Source organism: Mastigocoleus testarum BC008 (assembly GCF_001456025.1).
Taxonomy (GTDB): Bacteria; Cyanobacteriota; Cyanobacteriia; order Cyanobacteriales; family Nostocaceae; genus Mastigocoleus; species Mastigocoleus testarum.
Window position 1 is genome coordinate 166,856 of sequence record NZ_LMTZ01000140.1, and the last position, 24,109, is coordinate 190,964.

The following is a 24,109-nucleotide window of genomic DNA, read 5'->3' on the forward strand; positions in this document are numbered from 1 at the left end:
GATATATTTTATTTTTTACATTGCCTAAACTAAAATCGAATCTATTCTCACTTTATTGCTAGATTTACTAAAATGTGTAAAATAAAACAAGCCAGAAGTGAAAAGAAAAAAATACCTATAAATCATAGATAATGCTCGTGTCTTTACTCATAGCTACAAGATGAAAGCTTTACTATATAGGCTTAAAGTCAAAATTTTAGAAAAAAGAATTATAAAAATATTTATTTGTTTAATTATTTTTGCTACTATCACCTTTCCCGTACTTAATATTCCTATCCGTTTAGCGATCGCTTCTTATAGATCACCCCAACCTGAAGCAATTCTCACCTTAGGTGGAGGTTCACGAAGAGAAGAATTCACAGCTGTTTTTGCTCAGTCTTATCCTTCTCTCGAAATTTGGGTATCTACAGGAATTCCATCAAAACAAGCTAATAAAATTTTCCTTAATGCTGGTATAAATCTGGAACGAGTTCACCTCGACTACCGCGCTGCAGACACTGTAACTAATTTTACTTCTCTTGTGCAAGATTTTAAGAGTCGCAACATTCACCATCTCTATCTCATTACTTCTGAATTTCATATGAGGCGAGCAAAAACAATAGCTACATTTGTTCTTGGTAGTCAAGAAATCACTTTTACTACTGTCCCCATACCGTCAAATCGACCTCAAGAATCTACTCTTCACGTAATGCGCGATGCGGGTCGTTCTTTGATTTGGGTTTTTACCGGTCGTACAGGAGCAAGCCTTAACCCCGACCTCAAAAGTCATAAATATTATGCGTTTAGATAATTACACTGTTGGTACCTATACTCCTGGAGCACCCTACTGGAAACAACTTCTATGGTATTTCTTCGGCTCTCCTGTGGTTGAAAGTCATCTGATTCCTATTTCACCAATTAAGGTGTGGATACTACAAATATTTGGAGCCAAAATTGGTCAAGGGGTGAGAATAAAACCAGGAGTCAGGGTGAAGTTTCCTTGGCGATTGACAATTGGAGATTATGTTTGGCTTGGTGAAGAGGCTTGGATTGATAATATAGCTCCCGTGACCATCGAAAGTCATGTCTGTATATCACAAAGAGTTTATCTTTGTACCGGTAATCATGACTGGAACCATCCTGAATTCAAACTAACTCCTGCTCCAATTCATATTCAAGAAAGTAGTTGGATCGCAGCAAACTCAGCAATCGGTCCTGGAGTTAATGTTGGTAAGGGAACAGTATTAACTCTTGGTGGAGTAACTGGACATTCTTTAGAAGCAATGACCATTTATTCGGGAAATCCTGCTCGAGCAATTAAAAAGAAAAAAGACAAAGAACCACAATGATTTTTTATTTATGCAGATGAATTATATTGTGATTCTTTGCAAACTCTTCACAATATTTCTCAGTATAAATTTGTCAAAATTAATTAACAGAAATGAATTTAAGATTGTAAATTAATTTGCAAGACTCTATTGGGAAAAGTGATTTACAAAATTGAACTAACAAAAATGGACGGCCAAAATTGAACTCACCGAAAAATCACGATACTTTTAAGATTTCTTCATCAATGGAAAAATCTATTTCTTTCTGATTCCTTCCCGATCTCAGGTAATCATGCTCGAAGGAATCTTTTAAGCCGGAAACTAGATCGTACTCTGGCTTCCAATTCAATTCGGTCATCGCTTTATTCACAGAAGCACAGAAATGCTGTAACCGCATTGGGAAAGCTTTTCGTTTACCAAAATCAAATTGCTTGGGATCGTAATGCACAATTTTAATCTCATCAGGTGACTTACCTGCAGCGATCGCACAAGCCCGTGCTAGACCATCAAAAGTGATAAAGCGATTGCCGGATACATTGTAAATTTGTTTTATAGCCATTTGATTTCCCAATACTTGGCACATTGCCTTGGCTAAATCCTCAACATGACCTAACTGGGTAATGTGCATTCCATTACCAGGAATTGGAATAGGACGATCACGAGCAATTCTGTCAAAGAACCAAGCTTCAAGGTCGTTATAATTTTGAGGACCGTAAATATAAGTAGGTCGAATAGAAGTAAATGGTGTGCCCGATCGCATTAAGTAAGCTTCCGTTTCATGCTTACCACGATGTCGACTTTTTGGATCTACTTCATCGCCTTCCATATGAGGAATTTGGTCTGATTTCAGGTATACCCCAGCAGAACTCATGTACACAAAATGTTGCACGCGATCTTGAAAAATTTGCGCTAGTGGTTGAGTATCAGTAAGTTCTCTTCCATTGTTGTCAAAAACAACATCAAATCTTTCTTTTCCTAGTTTTTCCTGTAATTGGCTGGGATCTTTGCGATCGCCAATAATTTGTCCTACACCATTTACAGGTAACGGTCGATTACCGCGATTAAATAATATTACTTCATGCCCAGCTTCTACTAGCAGTTTAGTTAGGTAAACACCAATGAATCGGGTGCCACCCATAATTAAAATGCGCATAAATTAATCTTTTCGATTTACTTTTAAAGATTGAGATTTTCCCTTATTTTTGAGGTTATCAGCTTGTGGTGTCCTTCTGGAACCTCTGTTGTTAAGATAACGTCTGAAGTTAGATGCGAAAATTGTCCAAATTTTTACTTACGGTGGCAATTTTTTCGTTTAATCTCAAAATTAAATCTACCGATTTTTGTTTTCTCTAGGTGTGAGAAGTTAACTGTGCCCTTGAAATATGCTTTGGTGCATGAGTGGTTAACACCAAAAGCCACTGGTGGTTCGGAACTCGTCGTTCGAGAAATTTTGAATCACATTGATGCTGATTTATATGCCCTGATTGATTTTGAATCCAGCCAAAAAGAAAGTTATCTATATAAACGGCAAATTGGTACAACCTTTCTGCAAAAGCTTCCTTTGGCACGTAATGGGGTTCAAAAGTACTTACCTTTGTTACCGCTAGCAATTGAACAGTTAGATTTACGGGAATATGACATAATTTTGTCTTCATCCCATGCTGTTGCTAAAGGAGTAATCACTACTCCTGACCAGTTGCACATTTGTTATTGTCATAGCCCTATGCGTTACGCTTGGGACTTGACTTTTGATTACCTAAAAGCAAGTCGACTTGGTTACGGAATAGCAGGTTGGCTAACAAGATATATATTACACAGCTTACGTCAGTGGGATGTGCTAACAGCAAATCGGGTCGATCATTTTATCGCTAATTCCAAGTATACCGCCAGTCGGATTTGGCGCTGCTATCGTCGTGAAGCAACTGTAATTTATCCCCCTGTTGATATCGAACATTTTCCATTTTCAACTGAAAAAGAAGATTTTTATCTAATAGTTTCCCGGTTAGTTAGTTATAAAAAAGTATCTTTAATTGTCAGGGCTTTTAATGAGTTAAAAAAAGAACTGGTAATAATTGGTACAGGTAATGAAATGCAAAAAATTAAGAAATTAGCTAAACCTAACATCAAAATACTTGGGTGGCAACCTGATGATGTGGTAAAAAAATATATGGCTAGTGCTAAAGGTTTTGTTTATGCAGCATGTGAAGACTTTGGCATTGCCCCAGTGGAAGCCCAAGCTTGCGGTACTCCGGTGATTGCTTACGGGGCTGGTGGTGCATTAGAAACTGTGCTTGATATCCGCTCATCAGGTCATAAAGGTACGGGAATTTTATTCAAGGAGCAAACAACAGCTGCTTTGATAGAAGCTGTAGAAGCTTTTGAAGCATACCAAGGGAAATTCGACCCAGAGTCAGCCCGAGAAAATGCTGTCCAGTTTTCTTCTCAAGCCTTTGCACAACGCTACTTTGAATTTATCGATACCTGCAATCAAAATAGATCGTCTCAGAAGGGCAAAATCTTGAAAAATATCTTGAGAAATATTGAGTAAAGCCTTGCTTTTGGAAAATCACTTCTAGAAGCAACTACATTTGGCTTTAAGATTGGGACTATGTGTGGTGTGGATTGTTAAGGAGTATGATGACGGCACAGAGCTCACTCCTCTCGAGCAAATCTTCGTCTGGGAGCGAACCAGATGCTGAGAGAAGCCGCTTAAACCTGCGGGAAGCTATGCTTCGCGCGTCTTCAACTATCTATGCGCCTTCGCGTAGAAAATCCGGTACGAGGCGTCGTTTTAGCAACAATACCTATCCGGTTGAAGAAAGGGTGAAACCAAATTTTGATATATCTGGCGTTGGCAAATCTCTCAAAGGTAGGAAGCGTTATGCATCACCCCGTGATGTTGTAAAACGTATCCAACGGAAAAAGACCCCTAAAATTCGGCTCAGAGGTTTATTTTCGCAAACTTTCAACAAAGAGTTTACTAAGCGATTATTTGACATTACGTTTTCGCTTTTGGTTTTGATTTTATTTTCTCCCGTATACTTACTTTTGGCTTTACTGATTGCTTTAAACTCAGATGGCCCAATTTTTTATGTTCAAGAACGGGTAGGGAAAAACTACAAACCTTTTAATTGCATTAAGTTCCGAACAATGGTGACTAATGCTGATGAAATACTCATGCAGATGATGGAAACTTCGCCCCAGATACGTCAAGAGTTTAAAACAAACTTTAAGCTTAAAAAAGATCCCCGAATTACTGCGATCGGTAGATTTTTACGTATCACCAGCCTGGACGAATTTCCCCAATTTTGGAATGTTTTAAAGGGTGATATGAGTGTTGTGGGACCGCGACCTTTAGTTTCTGAAGAGTTGCCTAAATATGGTCCTTACATAGATGAAATTCTCACGATCAGACCAGGAATTACTGGTTTATGGCAAGTTTCTGGACGTAATGATATTCCCTATCCTCGAAGAGTTAAAATAGATTTACACTATGTTAAATTTAGAAACTTTTGGTTGGATTTATGGATAGTTATCAAAACTGTTGGTGTGGTAATGATTCCAAAAGATAACGGTGCTTATTGACAGTTTTTAATTCGTTAATACGGGGCTATTTATGCCCCAATTTTTTTACTTAAATAAAAATAAAACTAGTTTATTTTTGAATAAATTAAAAACTATGTTTATACGAATTTTAATCGCCAGACTAAATTATTCTCCCAAGTATTAATATTCTAATATTCCTATTTGATTTCTTAAAATTAATAAACGAAGGAAGAAGTAAGGAGGAAGAAGGTCAATTAGATGGGGTTTTAAACCCATTTGCTGCCCAAAAGTTAGTTGTATTTATTTGGACGCGCCTGCAGGGCGTTCACGTAGTGCGTACAAATGGTCGTGTTGTTTTTATTGAGCTTAATTCTTGCATCTTCCGCTCAAACCCTCTTCCTTCTGCCGTTTGGACGCACTGCGTCCAAAGGCGATAATTATCTAATCAGAAGATATTGTAGATTTCCAGCAGGCCCAGATAGTACAGGCTGTAGTTTCCCGAATAATAATTTTAGTTATTTGAATTTAATTTTTAATTTCATCTAAGCGTAATTGTGAATTAGCAAATTTCTGATATAAAGGAATATACTAATAAAGTTTTCGTGAAAATCAAACAGTTTGTATCCATCAAATAAGCACTTTATTTGATAAATATGCAAAATAGGTAAGTTGTTAAACTTAAAGTTGCTTAAGTACATTTACTCGTGGGAAAAGGCAAGTTATACCAAATAAAGTACGTAAAACTGGTAAGTCTTACGTGGGAGATAAAATTTTAGCCTGTTAACTTATACCTAGTTCGAGTAGTTTACTATTAGGGAAAATAAGGAAGCGTCAAGTATTATGCAAAACAAGCGGGCATTGATTACTGGTATAACAGGACAAGATGGTTCATATCTGAGCGAGTTTTTGCTGGAACAAGGATATGAAGTTCACGGAATTATCCGTCGTACTTCAACTTTTAACACAGACCGCATAGATCACATTTATGAAGATCCTCACAAACAAGGTGTACGTTTATTTCTTCATTATGGTGACTTGACTGATGGTACGACTTTGCGTCGCATACTCGAGGAAGTTCAGCCCACGGAAATTTATAATTTAGGGGCTCAGTCTCATGTGCGAGTAAGCTTTGACTCACCTGAATATACAGCTGATGCTGTGGGAATGGGGACATTGCGATTGCTAGAAGCAATTCGGGACTATCAAGGTCGTACTGGAAACCAAGTTCGCTTTTACCAAGCTGGTTCTTCAGAAATGTTTGGTTTAGTACAAGCTGTTCCTCAAAAAGAAACTACTCCTTTTTATCCTCGTAGTCCTTACGCTTGTGCTAAAGTTTATGCTCACTGGCAAACTGTAAATCACCGCGAATCATACGACATGTTTGCGTGCAACGGTATTTTGTTTAATCATGAGTCTCCTAGAAGAGGAGAAACTTTTGTTACTCGTAAAATAACCAGGGCGGTAGCACGTATTGTTGCAGGAAAACAAAAAGACCTTTACATGGGTAACCTGGATGCTAAACGGGATTGGGGTTATGCTAAGGATTACGTAAGGGCCATGTGGATGATGTTGCAGCAAGAAAAGCCCAATGATTACGTAATAGCCACAGGGGAAACCCATTCTGTTAAAGAATTTTTACAGATAGCATTTAACTATGTAAATCTTAACTGGCAAGATTATGTGAAGTTTGATGAACGCTATCTCAGGCCAGCTGAGGTAGATTTATTAATTGGTGATTCAACTAAAGCACAAGAGCAATTGGGTTGGAAACCTTCAGTTACATTTGAACAATTAGTTTCCTTAATGGTAGAAGCAGATCTCAAAGCACTAGGTTTAACTTCCCCCAATGCTCAAGTTGCTGAATCTGTTAAAGATAATGCCATGATTCGCCAAGAACTCGGTGCACTGCATATGTAATTTTTATTAAACTCCCAGCTATGGGCTAGAGTTTTAGCTTCATAGCTTTGCGCTTTCTGCTTGGAGCCACAGAAGTTTTATATCGACCAGGATAAAAATATGAAATGCTTGGAGCTAGAGAAAAAACGCATTCTCGTCACTGGTGGGGCTGGTTTTTTAGGAAATCAAGTCATTGAACAGCTGTGTAAAGCTGGAGCCAATCGCGAGAAAATTACTGTACCTCGATCGCGCGAATGCGATTTGCGCGTAATGGAAAACTGCAAGCAAGCAGCAGACCAACGGGATATCATCATTCATCTTGCAGCTCATGTCGGTGGTATTGGTTTAAACCGGGAAAAGCCTGCTGAGTTATTTTACGATAACTTGATGATGGGAACCCAGCTAATTCATGCGGCTTATGAAGCAGGGGTAGAAAAATTTGTTTGTGTTGGTACTATTTGTGCTTACCCCAAATTTACTCCGGTACCATTCAAAGAAGACAATTTATGGAACGGATATCCGGAGGAGACAAATGCTCCTTACGGTATTGCAAAGAAAGCTTTGTTAGTACAATTAGAAGCTTATCGTCAACAGTATGATTTTAATGGTATCTATCTCTTACCAGTAAATTTGTATGGTCCAGAAGATAATTTCAATCCTAAAAGTTCTCACGTTATTCCAGCTTTAATACGTAAAGTGCATGAAGCTCAGATGAGTGGGGTCACTCGTATTCCTGTTTGGGGAGATGGTAGTCCAACCCGAGAGTTTCTTTACTCTGAAGACGCTGCACGGGGTATCGTTATGGGAACTCAATATTACAATGAGTCCGATCCTGTAAATTTGGGAACTGGTTACGAGATCTCTATCCGCGATTTAATTGACTTAATTTGTGAGTTGATGGAGTTTGAGGGTGAAATTGTTTGGGAAACTGATAAACCCAATGGACAACCCCGTCGCTGTTTAGATACTCAAAAAGCCAAACAAGCCTTTGGCTTTACTGCTCAAGTAGATTTTAAGCAAGGTCTCAAAAATACTGTTGAGTGGTATCGTCAGAATGCTCCACAGCTTGTAGCTTGATTTAAACTTGTAGCTTGATTTGAATCAGTAGGGATTGGAGATTGGACTAAGAGATTGGAAACTATTTCTTTCTTTGTCCTGTCTCCTCTCTCTTACAACCCATTCACTTTCCTTGGTAAATCCACATTGGTTGAGTTTTTCCTGCTCTTTCAAAACCACATTTTTTATAAAAACCTACTGCGCCATTATCTGCGACTAAAATGCGTTGGTGAAAATTCTTGTATTTACTAGTTAATCTTTGCAGCAAATTATACCCAATGCCTTTTTTCTGATATGCTGGTAAAACTAATAAATGTGGGTAGTAAACTACTAAGTAACCGTCAGTAATAGCGTTGCCTAAACCAACAAGTAGATCGTCATCCCATGCAGAAACTAGATAATGAGAATTCATCAAGCCATCATATAATTGCTGAGGTTTTTCTGCTGCTGACCACTCATTTGCTTTATAAAGATTCAATATACTGTCAATACAAAAGTTACGTGTTTCTGTATATTGAATTCTACTTTCTGTCATGGGTTTAATATTTACAAAATAATTATTTATTGTAGAATAAACTGTATCTATATATACTTTTATAACAGACACCAACTCTTAACTTAGATCAAAATTCTAACTCAATCAAAATATCAGATTTGTAATTCAAAGCCTAACTTAAATTTAATTTAGGCAAAATAACTCATTGCACCAGTATTAATTACAAGAAACTTACAGTCCGTAACATGCATTTGTAGGTTTGTTAATATTTTTAATAAAATTATGAATAAAGCTAATCATCAAAAAAATAGCGTTCAAAAATTAAAATTACGCCAATCTGTGATTTCTACTCGTAGATCTTTGACTAAACAAGAATGGCGAGAAAAAAGCAATCTTATTTGTTGTCATTTACAAAATTCTGCTGCATTGAGTAAGGCTAAGACTATTCTTGCTTATTTCAGTTTTCGCCAAGAACCCGATCTAAGTTCTTTGTTGTTTAACAGAGCAAATATTGAATTAGATAAGGTCTGGGGATTTCCCAGGTGCATTGGTAAATCTCTTCATTGGCATCATTGGAAATACGACGATCCAGTAATTAATGGTGCTTATGGTATTGTAGAGCCTCACCCCGAACTACCAAAAATACGTGCCCAAGAAGTCAATTTAATCTTAGTTCCTTGCGTTGCTTGCGATCGTAAAGGATATCGCTTAGGTTATGGTGGTGGTTATTATGACCGTTTATTGAGTTCTCCTGAATGGCGAACTATTCAAACTATTGGTATACTTTTTGACTTTGCTTATCTACCACAAATACCAATTGAGGACTGGGACCAACCCTTAGGAGCTATTTGTACAGAAAAAGGATTACAGAAGTTTACTTGAGAGAATTCATATCCTTATTTTTGATTGCTAACTTACAGGGATTTATAGTGCTAGGACTAGCATGTCGAATGCTAATGCTATTTTACTACCACAAAAGTATTTTTCGTTTTCAGGTCATAAGACTATGACTTAGATTACTTACACCAATCAGTTTTAAGGATTCCGTATTGCTCTAAGTCTTCAAATTTATCCCATTTCAATATATGTTGGCGATGACATCCTTCGTGAATCATCCCTATTTTTTGCATTACTTTTCCTGATGCAGGGTTGCGGGAGAAATGACTCGAATGAATGCGATTTAATCCTAGGTCTTCAAAACCATATCTTAAAACTTCTTTGGCAGCTTCTGTGCAGTAACCCTTTCCCCAGTAAGGCTTACCGATCCAGTAGCCGATTTCTGCACGGGAGTTCTCTCGATTGATTCCCAAACCAATTGCACCACATAAAGCATTGATTTCGTGTATTACTACCGCAAATATAACTTGACTTCCTTCCCTGAAACCTGGTAGATGAGTTTTAATCCATTTCTCTGCCATTCCATCGTCATAGGGGTAGGGAAGTGATAAGGTCGTATCAGCAATTTCCCATGCACCTGCTAATCGTTGCACTTGTGGTGCATCACCGAGTATGAAAGGTCTAAGGATTAACCTTTGCGTTTGCAAAGTGGGTTGTCTAATCATAGCCACTAGTACACTTTATTTAAATTTTTTGAGGGGATAAAAATAGTAAATAGTCAAAGATTAATATAGCTAAGTCATAAGTATGCAAATATTTTTGCCACCTTAAATGAAATTAGCATTTAATCCCCGAACTGCAATCTTCAATTTTCTTCATCCTAATTTTCTACTTGGCTTTGGCACGAGGACATATTAGCCTAGAATTCTACAGGGGAGCCTTTGGGTGTGCCCACTCATTAAGAATTTAATAGCTCAGGAGCACTATTGTGGACTTATCTCTTATTCCGGCTCAGCCGAAACCTGGTATAATCAACGTTCTCGTTGAAATTACTGGCGGTAGTAAAAATAAGTACGAATTCGATAAAGATATCCAGGCTTTCGCCCTCGACCGAGTACTTTATTCTTCAGTACAATACCCATACGATTATGGATTTGTACCAAATACTTTGGCTGATGATGGCGATCCCCTTGATGGGATGGTAATTATGGATGAGCCAACTTTTCCTGGATGTGTGATTGCTGCACGACCAATTGGAATGCTTGAAATGATTGATGGTGGCGATCGCGATGAAAAAATTCTTTGTGTTCCTGACAAAGATCCGCGCTATGTAAACGTAAAATCTCTTAAAGATTTACCATCTCATCGATTGGATGAAATAGCTGAATTTTTCCGATCCTACAAAAATTTGGAAAAGAAAATCACAGAAATTAAGGGTTGGCAAGATGTGGATAAAGTTATGCCCCTAGTAGAGCAATGCATCGCTGCTGGTAATAAGGGCTAAAGATATCACAGAAGGAAATTCTTAAAAAGTTTCTCAAGCAGCTAAAGTCAGTAAATAGGGAAAGAAATAACTTTCCCTGACTAACTGACCAAATCATAAATTTACAATTACGGAAAGATCTAAAAGAGATGCAACGAACGCTCCTTTTAGCAAAAATTCATGATTGCACCCTAACGGGCGCGAATCCAGACTATGTCGGAAGTATAAGCATAGATCAAATGCTCTTGGAAAAAGCAGATATTCTCCCGTTTGAGCAAGTACAAGTTGTAAATATTACCAATGGAGTACGATTAATTACCTATGCAATTCCTGCTCCATCCAACTCCGGAGCGATTGAGTTAAATGGTGCTGCTGCACGTAAGGGCGTTATAGGCGATCGCTTGATTATAATGTCTTACGGGCAGTTCACTTTTGAAGAACTCAAAACCCACTCTCCAAAGGTTGTAATTGTCAATCGAAACAATCAACTGTTGGAAGTGAGGCGTTATGATGACTTGCTCGATAATGTCTAGTTTTCAGGAAAATGTCAAATCAAGAACTGTCACATCCTCAGAACTACGTAACAGATGAGCAAACTACCGGAAGTAAAAACCAAGATGGGAAATTTTTCATCAAATTTTGGGGAGTACGGGGTTTAATTCCAACTCCAAACAGCGAAAATCGTCGCTACGGTGGTAATACTGCTTGTATAGAGATTAATATCGACGGTCAGCATCTAGTTTTGGACGCTGGTACAGGCTTGCGTGTCCTAGGAAAAAGTTGGCTTGAGGGAAAAAAACCAATTGAAGCACATTTATTTTTCACTAATTCGCAAACTAACAGGGTTCAAGGTTTTCCTTTTTTTGCTCCAGCATTTGTGAAGGATAATTGTTTTCATATTTATGGTACGGCGGCAACAAATGGTGCTTCAATAAAACAATGCTTATGCGACCAAATGTTGCAACCTTTGTTTCCGTATCCATTACAAGTGATGCAATCAAAGTTACAGTTTTATAACTTAACTTCAGGTAAAACCATTACTCTTAATGATATTACTGTGACTGCAGCATTGATTAACAAAACTCAAAAGTCACTTGGATATCGAATCAGCTGGCAAGATTATAACGTTGCTTATATTACCGACTTATATACAAATGCCGATGAGTCTGAGTGCGAGCATATTGCACAATTAACCCAAAATGTTGATTTATTGATTGCCAACGCTACTTACAACCCACAAACAATACGTACAGACCAAGAAGTAGACGTACATTGGCAGACTGCTACGGATTTAGCTTTAAATACAGGGGTAAAAAGTTTAATAATTTCTCAGCATCACCCAGATGATAATGATGAATGTTTAGACAAAATTCAAACAGCAGTTAATTCTATTTACCCTAAAGCATTGATTGCTTACGAAGGATTAGTTGTAAATATAACTTGAATTTGTAGTTTTCGTTTACTTTAATGCCAACCTTCTTAAAAAGTTAGCTCAATCTAAATATAGACTAAATATAGAAAAGCTTAATTTTCATTTAAAATACTTTTCAAGTTTAACCATCTGTAAATTTCAATTGCACTTAAAGCACCGACTATTATCCAAGTCAGTGCTAAACCTATCACTTCACCTACGAATAACTGGGTGAAGCGATATAAGATTAAACCTAAACTAGAACCCGTCGCAAATCCTGTAGCCCAGGAGATACAAGAAATAAGTATCCATCGCCAAGCAGAAGGTAAGTATTGACGGATTAATAACCATTGTACAGATCCAACACCTAAGCCTCCTAAACCACCGAGGATTAAGCCGTAGATGATTCTCGAATATATATTTGAGGTGTTAATAACAAACCACCCTAAAGCGCCAATACCTATTACAGAAATGATTCCCCAAGCAACAAATGAAGATAAAACCCATAAACTAGCGAACAATATACTTTTACGAAATATCATTGCTTGTGCTGAGGCAATAATCAACCCTCCGAAAACTGCTCCTAATATTTCTACATCTTGTTGATAACCAATTTCAACCAGCATCAAACTTAAGACAAAACTACCTCCAGTGAGTGCGGTCCATAAAAATATAAATAAAATTAATTGCATTTAATTTTTGATTTTGATTTATCTTAATCAACTACGAATTACTTTCGTGCTGCGCGTACTAGTGACGTTAGCGGATCCGGAGGTAGCGCAGCTAGAGCCTGCATGTGGTATTGGTGTTAGGCTCTAGCGTGGCGTCAGCCATATTACGAATTACAAGATTAACAACTACCAATTTCCAAGATATCTTTTCTTTATTTAGAAAAAAGCTCTAAAAAATTCTTTCGTCGCTGCTTGGGTGATTCAGGTGTCATGTAACCCCATAAAGTCTCCCAATAAAAAAATGACACCCCATTAAATTGACTTTGGCGAACTATCTTTACTTGCTCTCGAATTTGTCGCATTTCTATGGGAGTTTGGGGATTTCCAGTAAATATCCCGACTCCAACAGGAATCTTTTGACTTGCTGATTGTAAAGCTGGTTGTTTAAGTTCAGTAATAAAATCATTTTTATTATGACGATATACCTGTATTACTAATTCATCTATTAAACCTTTATTTACCCATGTTTCCCAATCTTGTAGGTAGTTTTTATAAGCAAAATGTTTCGAATTAGGAGATAAAGAAATAATTATATTTGGTTTGATAGATCTAACATCTTTAACTATTTCTGCCATAAAATTAGTTATTTTATCCGCACGCCAACGCATCCATTCTGGATTTGAAGGATTATTTGGGGGACTTTTACCTTGATGCTCCTTTTGGTATAGTTTAATCGTGAATTCATCATAACCAAATGTAACCGGCATCCCAAAATGATCGTCTAACTGAATGCCATCCACATCATAGTTTTTCACAACCTCTAAAATTAGTCCTTTGATAAAGGATTGCACCTCAGGATGCAGTGGATTCAACCATGCTTCTTGACGGAAAAACCTACGCACAAATTGCCTTACTCTGAAATCTTCAGATGAAATTTTAATCAGTTCTTGTGGTCCATGAAGTGTTGTTTTCTCTCCAGAATTTTCTGTTGTTAGCCATTGAGGATAAAATCTTGCTAAGGAAGAATTAGAAGGTGTCATAAAACCATATTCAAACCATGGAATTACACGTAAATCCTTTTGATTCCCTAATGTAATTATTTGCTGTAAAACATCTTGACCAAAATGTAATAATCTTAATAGAGGCTCTGCAGTTCTTCCTGTTACTTGTTTGGCCAGTTTACTATTATAAAAAGTATATCCGCGATTCCAAACCACAGGATAAACAGTGTTAAATTTAACTGTCGACAATTGATTTAAAGCGCGATCTATACCCCAAGGAACATATAAAACTCCACTGGCAACATTAGTTAACCATACTCCCCTGATTTCGTTTTTTTTAGGAGGAATAACATCTTGAGAGGTTACAGGTAAAGATAATAGAGAAAATATTATCAAACTAAATACTAATCCAAAACAAATTAGAAAATTAAATAAGCGACGGACAGAATAACTCATTTTTAATTTATTTTCGATAATTTATTATTGAAATTCGATCAACAATAAATTCAATATCAAACATTGATTTTGGTGTTTTTTAAGACAGATATTCACTGGGAACAAAATTTTAATTTATGCCCTAACATACCTATACTCAAAACAAATCTTTAACATTTTAGTCCTTTGCTGTAGGTAATGTTCTACTTTTGTAACTAAATTTTTCATTAGTGAAGTAACTATTTGTTTGAGAATCTATTGATATATACTAGATAAATTATATTTTTAATTTTGTACTTATATATATAAAAAATAATGTGGTAGTAAGATAATATCTTATTACCACTTATTATCATAATTTTGCGTTAGTTCTAGTTGATTAGAACGAATGAATTTAATATCTGTCTACTCCGACAAATTTTTGATTATTTTCAGTAACAGTTCTTGCTGCTTCGCCACAAGTACGAGGTGTAGGAAATATTTTTTCCGGATTAGCTAAACCTTTGGGGTTAAATACTTCCCTGACAAATTGCATTGTATCTAGGTCGGCTTTAGTAAACATATTGGGCATATAACAACGCTTATCAGCACCAATCCCATGTTCGCCAGAAATACTACCACCTACTTTTACACAAAGTTTGAGAATTTCTCCCCCTACTTCTTCAACTTTTTCCAATGCACCTTCCACAGAGTTATCGTAAAGAATTAATGGGTGTAAGTTACCATCTCCCGCATGAAAAACATTAGCAATTTTGTAACCAGATTTTTCACTTAGAGACTCAATTTCTTTTAATACGTATGGTAATTGAGTTCGAGGAATCACACCATCTTGTACGTAATAATCTGGACTTAAATGACCCGCAGCAGCAAAAGCAGCTTTGCGTCCTTTCCATAATTTAAGGCGTTGTTCTGGGTCGCTAGCACTTGTGACATTGCGCGCTCCATTATGCTTACAAATATCAATAACTCGCTGTTTATTGACTTTAACTTCCACTTCTAAGCCGTCAATTTCTACTAACAATATTGCTACAGCATCTCGAGGATATACATTTAGTGCGGTAACATCTTCTACTGCGTTGATGCTCATGTTATCCATCATTTCCATACCCCCAGGAATAATCCCGGCACTGATAATATCAGAAACAGCCGCACCAGCAGCTTCTACACTGGTAAAGTCAGCTAGTAATACGCAAATCGACTCAGGGGTTTTGAGAATTCGTAACGTAATTTCTGTCGCAATACCCAACGTACCTTCCGAACCAACAAACACACCGGTGAGGTCATATCCTGGGGTTTCAGGGACTTGTCCCCCCAAATTCACAATTTCTCCGGTGGGAGTAACAACTTTTAATTCTAAAATGTGATTGGTAGTTACACCATATTTCAGACAATGCACTCCACCAGAGTTTTCTGCAACATTACCACCAATTGAGCAAATAATTTGACTTGAAGGATCCGGAGCATAATAAAAGCCAGCACCACTTACCGCTTGGGTTACCCAATTATTAATTACTCCTGGTTGTACGATAACGCGCTGATTATCTAAATCGATATTCAAGATTTGTCGCATCAAAGAAGTCACAATCAACACGCAATCTTCAATCGGTAAAGCACCACCAGATAGACCAGTACCCGAACCCCGAGCAATAAAGGGAACGGAGTACTTATTACATATTTTTACTACAGCTGCAACTTGTTCTGTTGTTCTGGGTAAAACTGCTACATTTGGACGTTGTCGATAGCTGCTTAAACCATCACATTCATAGGTAATTAATTCTTCGCGACGCTCAATTACACCTTTTTTACCAAGAACAGCTTGAAATTCTTTAATAATCGGTTTCCAATTGCGTTGTGTTTTATCCTGGGTCAGCATGGTTTTCGGTGAGGAGTAGGAATTGGCAAAGATACTATAATTGTTACATTTTTATTATGATTCTAAATTTAAAACTAGGAATATCTTTGCGATCGCACATCAAAAGATACGATCGATTTTTTCTGGTTATCGATGTTGTGATAAATAATTTATCTTTGAATATTTTTACCTGATAAATCTTTATCTTGGATCTGTAGATAAATATTCTTTAACAGCATCTCTCCAAACCAAATAAGCATGACCATTTAAATGCAATCCATCATTCGTATATCTTGCATTTAACTGATTTTGCGAGTCAGATAATTTAGGAAAAACATTTATATATTGGTAGTTAAATTCTTGAGCTAGTTCTTCTAATTTAAAATTAAATCCGATTATATTTTGATTGCTGTACCAATAACCTAATATTTGGTTATTTACAGGCAAAACACTTTGAACGATTACTTTTGTTTTAGGAGTTTGTGTATGAATCTGAGATAAAATTTCCTTATATTTTTCTAATATATAATCTGAAGAACGACTCTCATTAATAAAATCATTAATCCCGATGGTCAAAAATATCTGATTGGGTTTACCTGTCACAATATTATCGAGACGGTCTAAAATTCTATTAGTTGTATCTCCAGAAATACCACGATTTCTAATATGAGGGTTATCTAGTAATTCTATCCATTCACCTTCATCGGTTAAACTATCTCCCAGAAAAATAATATCCAATTCAGATTTAGGTAACTTTTCATATTGGCTTTTTTTGTGAGTATAGTAAGGTGTATGCACAATTTCATTATGACTTTTTTGATATTTTTGGAGTTGAGAATTAATAAATTCAATTCCACCTTTTCTAATAATTATCAAACTGATTACTGACACTAATAAAAAATTTATACTAATAGATATAAATAATATAATTTTCATTATTTTACTTGTTTTATGACTATTCGTAATGGGTAATTTATAATTACTAATCGAGAAAAAACTTTAGTATAAAAATAATAGAAAATACTGTATATTTTCGCAACTTTACTCATTCTCGAACTGACTTTGCTAGAAATTCCTGGACAGTAAGCCAAACTTGTTCTTGTAAATCTGAACTTTGAATGTCAAACCATTTAATGTCAGGTACTTTACGAAACCAAGTCCGTTGTCGCTTCGCAAATTGTCTAGTATGCAAAACAGTTAATTCTTTGGCTGACTCGAGAGAAATATCTCCAGCGAGGTATTGTTTGATTTCTTGATATCCTAAGGTGTTCAACAAAGGTAAATCAGTACCGTATTTGTGGCAAAGATTTTCGACCTCTTGAACCAACCCATCTGCAATCATTTTTTCGGTACGCTGAGCAATGCGACTGGTAAGATAATCCAACTCACAATCTAAACCAATTTGTAAAATCGGGTAATTTGGTGGATTTTCTCCCTGCTGTTGTGATATCTGTTTGCCTGTCACATAAAATACTTCTAATGCTCTAATTGTACGTACTGAATCATTCGGATGAATTTTTTGAGCTGCAATTGAGTCAACTTGTTCTAAAATCCCATAGAGTTGATGTTGGGGAATATCGTACAATTGCGATCGCAATTCCGGATGAGGTGCAACTCTAGGAATCTTCATTCCACGAACGATGGATTTGATGTACAGTCCAGTACCACCAACCAAAAATAATGGTGAAGAGCTACCATATTTTTCTTTTTCTTTTACTGTAGGTCGATTCTGTTGCTCTAATATTAAAGATTGTGCCGACAACTGAAAATCTGCGACCGTCATAATTTCTCTTGGGTCACAAATATTCACCAGATAGTGGGGCACTAATTTTTGTTGTAGAAGTGTTGGCTTTGCTGTCCCAATATCAAATTCTCGATAAACCTGACGCGAATCAGCACTCAAAATGACTGTTTCCAGTCTCATCGCTAAAGCCAATGCTAACCCAGATTTTCCAGTTGCAGTTGCACCACAAATCACAATCAATTTAGTCATCAGCAATCAGTTAAACAATTAAGTAGTAAACAATTAGGCAAGTATGAACAATTAGTTAAGAATTATGAATTATCTCCAATTCAAAGATGGTTATTGATATCCTCACAATTCAACATATTCTAGTAACACTTAGCAGTCAGACCAAAAAAATGTTGATTATTTTTATTATTTTTTAGATCTGACTGTTGCTATAAGGTATTTTAAGGTGGGTACATCCCCTAAAAAAAATTCTTCTCAAAAAGGTCTAAATTCGCCATCAAGGCTTTTGTGCTAGAATTCGGGAGTATTTTTAACTTGTCTGCCCCAGCGGCGACTTCAACCCCACAAATCAGGAGAATTTTCATGACGAGCAGTTACAGTGCCGATCAGATTCAAGTTCTGGAAGGTCTGGAACCCGTCCGCAAACGACCGGGGATGTATATCGGTAGCACAGGACCGAAGGGACTCCATCACTTAGTTTATGAAGTGGTCGATAACTCAATCGATGAGGCTTTGGCAGGTTACTGTACCCATGTGGAGGTGGATCTGAACGTCGATGGTTCTGTTACTGTGACAGATGACGGTAGAGGTATTCCTACAGATGTCCACCCGCAAACAGGAAAGTCAGCTTTGGAGACTGTATTAACTGTTCTGCATGCCGGAGGTAAGTTTGGCGGTGGTGGATACAAAGTTTCTGGAGGATTACATGGGGTTGGTGTATCTGTGGTTAATGCCCTCTCGGAATGGGTAAAGGTCACAGTTTGGCGTGATAAAAAGGTGCACACTCAACTTTATGAACGTGGCGTACCAACAAATGAATTGCAAGTTCAACCGGATAAACAATCACGTCATGGTACAAGAGTAAATTTCAAACCTGATGACCAGATATTTACTCATACCACAGAATTTGATTACATTACTTTAGCCAGTCGCCTGCGGGAATTAGCATATCTGAATGCAGGCGTCAAAATAACTTTTACTGATAATCGTTTAGAATTACTTAGAGCCGACGTACCAAAGGTTGAAACCTACGAATACAAAGGCGGAATTCGCGAATATATCGCCTACATCAACCGCGACAAACAGCCATTGCATGAGGAGATTATTTTTGTTCAGGGAGAACGTAATAATGTCCAGGTCGAGGTTGCATTGCAATGGTGTACTGATGCCTACAGCGATAACATTTTGGGCTTTGCGAATAATATTCGTACTGTGGATGGCGGTACTCACCTTGAAGGTTTAAAGGCTGTTCTTACCCGAACTTTAAATACAATTGCCCGCAAGAAAAACAAACTTAAAGATGGTGACTCTAATCTAAGTGGCGAACATGTCCGTGAAGGATTAACCGGTGTGATTTCTGTCAAAGTCCCCGAACCGGAATTTGAAGGACAAACCAAAACTAAACTTGGTAATACTGAAGTTAGGGGAATTGTTGATTCTTTGGTGGGAGAAGTTCTCACTGAATATTTGGAGTTTCACCCTAGTGTTGTCGATTTAATTCTAGATAAAGCCATTCAAGCATTCAAAGCTGCAGAAGCTGCCCGTCATGCACGGGAATTAGTACGACGCAAATCTGTATTGGAGTCTTCACCTTTACCCGGTAAGCTTGCAGATTGTTCTTCTCGCGATCCAAAGGAGTCAGAAATCTTCTTGGTAGAGGGTGACTCTGCGGGTGGTAGTGCTAAACAAGGTAGAGATAGACGTTTTCAAGCCATCTTGCCACTTCGGGGTAAAATCCTCAATATTGAGAAAACAGATGATTCCAAAATTTACAAAAATAACGAAATTCAATCGTTAATTGCTGCTTTGGGCTTGGGAGTTAAGGGAGAAGAATTTGATGTTTCCCAACTCCGCTACCATCGGATAGTTATCATGACTGATGCTGACGTCGATGGTGCACATATCCGTACTTTGTTATTAACTTTCTTCTATCGCTATCAAAAAGCCCTAATCGAGCAAGGTTATATTTACATTGCTTGTCCTCCTCTATATAAATTAGAACGAGGACGCAATCATTACTATTGCTATGATGAACGCGAAAAAGACAGAATTATTAGTCAATTTCCAGCTAATGCTAATTACAATATTCAACGCTTCAAAGGCTTGGGTGAAATGATGCCGGCACAGCTTTGGGATACAACCATGAATCCTGAAAGTCGGACTTTAAAACAAGTTGAAATTGAAGATGCAGCTGAAGCAGATCGTATTTTCACTATTTTGATGGGCGATCGCGTCGCACCCCGACGGGAATTTATTGAAACATATGGCTGTCAACTCAACCTTGTTGAGTTAGATATTTAATTAGAAAAATTAAATCATTGTATTCCTATTCAAGCCTATCCAAACCTTGTGAATGTGGATAGGTTTTGCTTGTTATTTTCATATAAAATTTTTATCTACTCGGTTATTAACATTTATAAGCTTTACGCGCAATTTACAAGTCAAAGTAGATAGGACAACAAGAGGACCAAAAGTTTACTATTACTATTATTCATAGGTTAGGTTTTACCGCGTCTACGACGTTAGCGCTTACAGCGTTTGGACATCTCTTGCTGTATGACTACGTCACGCAATACCTACGGTACGCTACGCTAGCAACGCTAACATCCGTGGGATGCGTACTAACACCTCCGGTGCCCCTCACAGCTTGCTGCGTCCAAGAAGTAAAAATGTCAGACAATTTTTTCACTTCAAACAGAGACTGGGTTTGGAGCTTTATTTTCTAACACCATGACTAAAACCATCACTTTTGGCTAAAAGTATTATGTAGCAAGGATTTGACTTTTTACTCTAATGAGAGTGATGAAAGAGCGATAACTTAGGAATTCAAAAAATTAGGAATTCAAAAAATATAGTAAAACAAGCTTCTTGTTCTTTTGATACCCCTGTTATAGATGAAAACAGATCCCAATCGTACTTAAACTTACACCTTTTGTCGTAACCTGTAATTAGCATTCTCGATGAGATTGAAAAATTTCCCAAGTGAGATTTTTAGCTAATTTTAGTGAAAATTTGCTGTTGAACGGGGAATGCATTTTCCTGTAGCTGTATGCTCAGCACTAATATGCGTATTAATTGGCACACTCACTAGTATGACATATAAATTTAATTAACACGGAACTAGATTCAGAGTATACCTCGTATAACTCTGCAAAACTAAGATGTTCTCGGAACTGTTTGTGCCGCTTAATTGTCTGTTTCGTCACTATTTATTCAAAATGAAACATCTTCATTACTAATTGCAAATATTCTACAAGAATTCACAATGATGTATGTACGTAGTTATATACGTAAGTATATTAGATTAACATTAGGAGAGTAGTTTACTTTAAAATTAGATAAACAGGTAATCACAGACACAAAAATATTATGATGCAGGTATTAATTGCTATGCACTTTTACCAAAATTAGGTTAATATCGGGATTCTTAAGTGCCAAATTAATTCGGATTGATTAAAATATCTGTGTATACAGTGATAAAACTTTGTCAAGTTTCATAAGGTTGAATTTTCAAGAATGCGCTAACGTGTGAATATGGCTGAATTGATAAAACCTAAATAGGCCTTCATACAATAATCAGTTATGACAACACCAAATCGCTATTTTAACGTGAGGAATTCGGCTTTTATTACAATAATGTCATCAATGGCCAGATACTGTTATTGCTTAAAGTTCAAAAAAATATGGATGAGTCTTGTCAAAAATTGGTAAATTAATTTACCACAATCTACTTATCTATAGTCTGTATATGCCCAAAAAAATCTCTCGTTATATGGTAAACCTAACTACAAAGATGGGGAATTTCTAAAGTATGTACGAATATGGAATCGTCAAAATCTATTTTAGAAACCTGATATAAAATGCTTTATATCTAGGTAGTTTACATTTTCCTTCTTTATTTAGAAGACTGTAACGACTGAAACGAAAAATTGCTTGAATGTAGCGAAATTATTACTGCACTTTAGGAAAGAAGTGGAAAAGATTTGAGTTAATGGCTGTATTCAATGCCCATATCTTTATCTTTTTACTACAGTTACTTTACCTTACTTAATTACTTTATGGATATCATACAAAAAGAAAGTGCAATTTCAGTGAAACAAGCTACAATCGGAACAGTCTTTACAGAAAAACTACCAAAAACCATATTCGTTTGTATGGAACGGTAAATTTTTAATCAAGATGAGTCTTTTTTTTGACCAACTTAGTTAAAAACAGGTGTTGTCAAACAGCATAAATGGTATCTACCTTAATACTGGGATAAAGCTTCTTTTTAAATTGATTGCGTCACATAATTAATTTTTTGCGTAATCTCTGGAGCAACAAATTCCAAGAATTAATCTAGGTTAATCGTTAAAGATAGCCTTCGAAATTAAGAAGGCAAATAGCTCAGTTAATAAGAGCAGTAAACACAAATTGAGTAATTGATTCTGCAAGGAGCATGAGGAACGCGGCATGAACCAGGCTAACAACGTACTCGAAAACATTTATCAGCCTGATCTGGAAATGATCGAACGAGCGGAAATTGGATTGGATGAACTTTTAGTCGCTGAAGAAGATGATTTGCTGATCGGCGAGGAAGGCGATGAGGAAGAATTTTTAGGCCCTCAGTCTGAAGAGGACGCTAAGTCTGGAAAAGCCGCAAAATCGCGTCGCCGTTCGCAAACAAAGAAGAAGCATTACACTGAGGATTCGATTCGTCTTTACTTACAAGAGATAGGTCGCATTCGCTTACTGAGAGCGGATGAAGAGATTGAATTAGCGAGAAAAATTGCTGATTTACTCGAAATGGAACGAGTTCGCGAAAAACTTTCACAACAGTTAGATCGCGAACCTCAAGATAGCGAGTGGGCACAAGCTGTGCAGATACCTTTACCACAATTTCGCTATCGCCTTCATATTGGTCGCAGGGCAAAAGATAAGATGGTGCAGTCCAACTTACGCCTTGTAGTTTCAATTGCCAAGAAATATATGAATCGCGGCTTATCTTTCCAAGATTTAATTCAGGAAGGTAGTCTTGGTTTAATTCGTGCTGCTGAGAAATTTGACCATGAAAAAGGTTATAAGTTTTCTACCTATGCAACATGGTGGATTCGTCAGGCAATAACAAGAGCGATCGCCGATCAATCTCGTACTATCCGTCTTCCAGTCCACCTTTATGAAACTATTTCTAGAATTAAGAAGACAACTAAGCTTCTTTCTCAAGAAATGGGACGCAAACCCACTGAGGAAGAAATTGCAACCAGAATGGAAATGACCATTGAAAAGTTGCGATTTATCGCCAAGTCAGCCCAACTACCAATATCTCTGGAAACACCAATTGGTAAAGAAGAAGATTCTCGGTTAGGTGACTTCATCGAGTCTGATGGTGAAACACCGGAAGATCAGGTATCTAAAAATCTTCTTCGAGAAGATTTAGAAAAGGTACTTGATAGTCTCAGTCCTCGCGAAAGAGATGTTCTCAGACTACGTTATGGCTTAGACGACGGTCGGATGAAGACTCTCGAAGAAATTGGACAAATTTTTAATGTCACCCGCGAACGTATTCGTCAAATTGAGGCAAAAGCACTGCGTAAATTACGCCATCCAAATCGTAATAGCGTTCTCAAAGAGTATATTCGCTAAAAAATATGTTGAGGTGCAGCAAGCTGCGCCCCGATATTATTTGTCTATCAAAATGAAAAACTGGGAGTTGATAAATACTCCCAGTTTTTTTTATTTACGTAACAATTTATGTAATAAACATTATTGCTGGAAAATTTACAGGATACCCCAGAAGTGTAAAAAGCCTTGTCCGGAAAATACTTCAATTAGAGCAGCTGCCACAAAACCAATCATTGCTAAACGACCATTCCAGATTTCTGCTTGAGGAGTAAAGCCCCAGCGCCAAGCATTGCGTTCTTCTGCTACGGGGGCAACAGTTTTAGTTGAATCTGTCATAACTAGAGCTCCAAGATTAATTAACTTAAGTAAAGTTTTAATTACTTAAGTTAAATTTTATAACACAAACAATCTAATGTGCCATGTAATTTTATATTTTTATGACTCAACCTTGACATATATATAATTTAGTGATGATTAGATAAGTATCATCCCCTGGATAGAGCCAATGAAAAACCGCTCGCACTAGCTTTATTTCAAGATTGATG

Annotated in this window: 21 protein-coding genes; 12 read left to right on the forward strand and 9 right to left on the reverse strand. The window is 37.0% G+C overall.

The features are described from left to right. Positions 1-160: 160 nt before the first annotated feature. Both BC008_RS37640 and BC008_RS37645 read left to right on the forward strand, forming a co-directional pair. Positions 161-790 (forward strand): YdcF family protein, encoded by a 630-nt coding sequence (locus BC008_RS37640; RefSeq protein WP_027838842.1) that lies wholly within the window; start codon positions 161-163, stop codon positions 788-790. After that, positions 777-1,328 (forward strand): WcaF family extracellular polysaccharide biosynthesis acetyltransferase, encoded by a 552-nt coding sequence (locus tag BC008_RS37645; RefSeq protein WP_027838843.1) that lies wholly within the window; start codon positions 777-779, stop codon positions 1,326-1,328. The genes BC008_RS37640 and BC008_RS37645 overlap by 14 nt, the downstream gene beginning before the upstream one ends. Before the next feature lie 196 nt (positions 1,329-1,524). On the opposite strand, the gene BC008_RS37650 is transcribed toward BC008_RS37645, so the two are convergent. Next, positions 1,525-2,460: an NAD-dependent epimerase/dehydratase family protein gene (locus BC008_RS37650; protein WP_027838844.1), complete on the reverse strand. Its 936-nt coding sequence runs from the start codon at positions 2,458-2,460 to the stop codon at positions 1,525-1,527. A gap of 216 nt (positions 2,461-2,676) precedes the next feature. On the opposite strand from BC008_RS37650, the gene BC008_RS37655 reads away from it, so the two are divergent. The 4 genes from BC008_RS37655 to BC008_RS37670 all read left to right on the forward strand — a co-directional run bounded on the left by BC008_RS37655 (position 2,677) and on the right by BC008_RS37670 (position 7,826). Continuing rightward, positions 2,677-3,855 (forward strand): glycosyltransferase family 4 protein, encoded by a 1,179-nt coding sequence (locus tag BC008_RS37655; protein ID WP_036262338.1) that lies wholly within the window; start codon positions 2,677-2,679, stop codon positions 3,853-3,855. Positions 3,856-3,944: 89 nt separating this feature from the next. Then, on the forward strand, positions 3,945-4,892 hold the full coding sequence (locus tag BC008_RS37660) for a sugar transferase (protein WP_407657097.1): 948 nt from the start codon (positions 3,945-3,947) through the stop codon (positions 4,890-4,892). A gap of 798 nt (positions 4,893-5,690) precedes the next feature. Next, positions 5,691-6,770, forward strand: coding sequence for a GDP-mannose 4,6-dehydratase (gene gmd, locus BC008_RS37665; protein ID WP_027838846.1), 1,080 nt, complete (start codon positions 5,691-5,693; stop codon positions 6,768-6,770). 99 nt (positions 6,771-6,869) lie between these two features. Then, on the forward strand, positions 6,870-7,826 hold the full coding sequence (locus BC008_RS37670) for a GDP-L-fucose synthase family protein (RefSeq protein WP_027838847.1): 957 nt from the start codon (positions 6,870-6,872) through the stop codon (positions 7,824-7,826). A 103-nt stretch (positions 7,827-7,929) separates the two neighbouring features. On the opposite strand, the gene BC008_RS37675 is transcribed toward BC008_RS37670, so the two are convergent. Then, the gene (locus BC008_RS37675; protein ID WP_027838848.1) at positions 7,930-8,340 is read right to left on the reverse strand and encodes a GNAT family N-acetyltransferase; all 411 of its coding nucleotides are present in this window, start codon (positions 8,338-8,340) and stop codon (positions 7,930-7,932) included. Positions 8,341-8,583: 243 nt separating this feature from the next. Between BC008_RS37675 and BC008_RS37680 the strand changes: the two genes are divergently transcribed. Then, positions 8,584-9,183, forward strand: a complete 600-nt coding sequence (locus BC008_RS37680; protein ID WP_036262341.1) for a 5-formyltetrahydrofolate cyclo-ligase — start codon at positions 8,584-8,586, stop codon at positions 9,181-9,183. Positions 9,184-9,317: 134 nt separating this feature from the next. Here the strand turns inward: BC008_RS37680 and BC008_RS37685 are convergent, their stop codons facing one another. After that, on the reverse strand, positions 9,318-9,863 hold the full coding sequence (locus tag BC008_RS37685; protein WP_027838849.1) for a GNAT family N-acetyltransferase: 546 nt from the start codon (positions 9,861-9,863) through the stop codon (positions 9,318-9,320). A gap of 263 nt (positions 9,864-10,126) precedes the next feature. On the opposite strand from BC008_RS37685, the gene BC008_RS37690 reads away from it, so the two are divergent. The 3 genes from BC008_RS37690 to BC008_RS37700 all read left to right on the forward strand — a co-directional run bounded on the left by BC008_RS37690 (position 10,127) and on the right by BC008_RS37700 (position 12,065). Further along, positions 10,127-10,642, forward strand: coding sequence for an inorganic diphosphatase (locus BC008_RS37690; RefSeq protein ID WP_027838850.1), 516 nt, complete (start codon positions 10,127-10,129; stop codon positions 10,640-10,642). Between the two features lie 128 nt (positions 10,643-10,770). After that, positions 10,771-11,154, forward strand: coding sequence for an aspartate 1-decarboxylase (panD, locus tag BC008_RS37695; RefSeq protein WP_027838851.1), 384 nt, complete (start codon positions 10,771-10,773; stop codon positions 11,152-11,154). 11 nt (positions 11,155-11,165) lie between these two features. Next, positions 11,166-12,065 carry an MBL fold metallo-hydrolase gene (locus BC008_RS37700; RefSeq protein ID WP_027838852.1) on the forward strand — a complete coding sequence of 300 codons (900 nt, stop codon included), beginning with the start codon at positions 11,166-11,168 and terminating at the stop codon, positions 12,063-12,065. A gap of 80 nt (positions 12,066-12,145) precedes the next feature. Here BC008_RS37700 and BC008_RS37705 read toward each other — a convergent pair whose 3' ends face one another. The 5 genes from BC008_RS37705 to miaA all read right to left on the reverse strand — a co-directional run bounded on the left by BC008_RS37705 (position 12,146) and on the right by miaA (position 17,984). After that, positions 12,146-12,724 carry a hypothetical protein gene (locus BC008_RS37705; RefSeq protein WP_027838853.1) on the reverse strand — a complete coding sequence of 193 codons (579 nt, stop codon included), beginning with the start codon at positions 12,722-12,724 and terminating at the stop codon, positions 12,146-12,148. 191 nt (positions 12,725-12,915) lie between these two features. Beyond that, complete coding sequence (locus BC008_RS37710) at positions 12,916-14,160, reverse strand: glycoside hydrolase family 10 protein (protein ID WP_027838854.1); 1,245 nt, start codon at positions 14,158-14,160, stop codon at positions 12,916-12,918. A 373-nt stretch (positions 14,161-14,533) separates the two neighbouring features. Further along, positions 14,534-16,012 (reverse strand): glycolate oxidase subunit GlcD, encoded by a 1,479-nt coding sequence (glcD, locus tag BC008_RS37715; protein ID WP_027838855.1) that lies wholly within the window; start codon positions 16,010-16,012, stop codon positions 14,534-14,536. A gap of 180 nt (positions 16,013-16,192) precedes the next feature. Further along, positions 16,193-16,927, reverse strand: coding sequence for a GDSL-type esterase/lipase family protein (locus BC008_RS37720; protein WP_036262343.1), 735 nt, complete (start codon positions 16,925-16,927; stop codon positions 16,193-16,195). A gap of 109 nt (positions 16,928-17,036) precedes the next feature. Beyond that, positions 17,037-17,984, reverse strand: a complete 948-nt coding sequence (miaA, locus tag BC008_RS37725; RefSeq protein WP_027838857.1) for a tRNA (adenosine(37)-N6)-dimethylallyltransferase MiaA — start codon at positions 17,982-17,984, stop codon at positions 17,037-17,039. Between the two features lie 342 nt (positions 17,985-18,326). Between miaA and gyrB the strand changes: the two genes are divergently transcribed. Both gyrB and rpoD read left to right on the forward strand, forming a co-directional pair. Then, positions 18,327-20,264, forward strand: a complete 1,938-nt coding sequence (gene gyrB, locus BC008_RS37730) for a DNA topoisomerase (ATP-hydrolyzing) subunit B (RefSeq protein ID WP_027838858.1) — start codon at positions 18,327-18,329, stop codon at positions 20,262-20,264. 2,151 nt (positions 20,265-22,415) lie between these two features. Beyond that, positions 22,416-23,585 (forward strand): RNA polymerase sigma factor RpoD, encoded by a 1,170-nt coding sequence (rpoD, locus tag BC008_RS37735; RefSeq protein WP_027838859.1) that lies wholly within the window; start codon positions 22,416-22,418, stop codon positions 23,583-23,585. Between the two features lie 135 nt (positions 23,586-23,720). Here rpoD and BC008_RS37740 read toward each other — a convergent pair whose 3' ends face one another. Then, entirely contained in the window at positions 23,721-23,900 is a 180-nt protein-coding gene (locus tag BC008_RS37740) for a chlorophyll a/b-binding protein (protein WP_027838860.1), read from the reverse strand. Between the last annotated feature and the right edge of the window lie 209 nt (positions 23,901-24,109).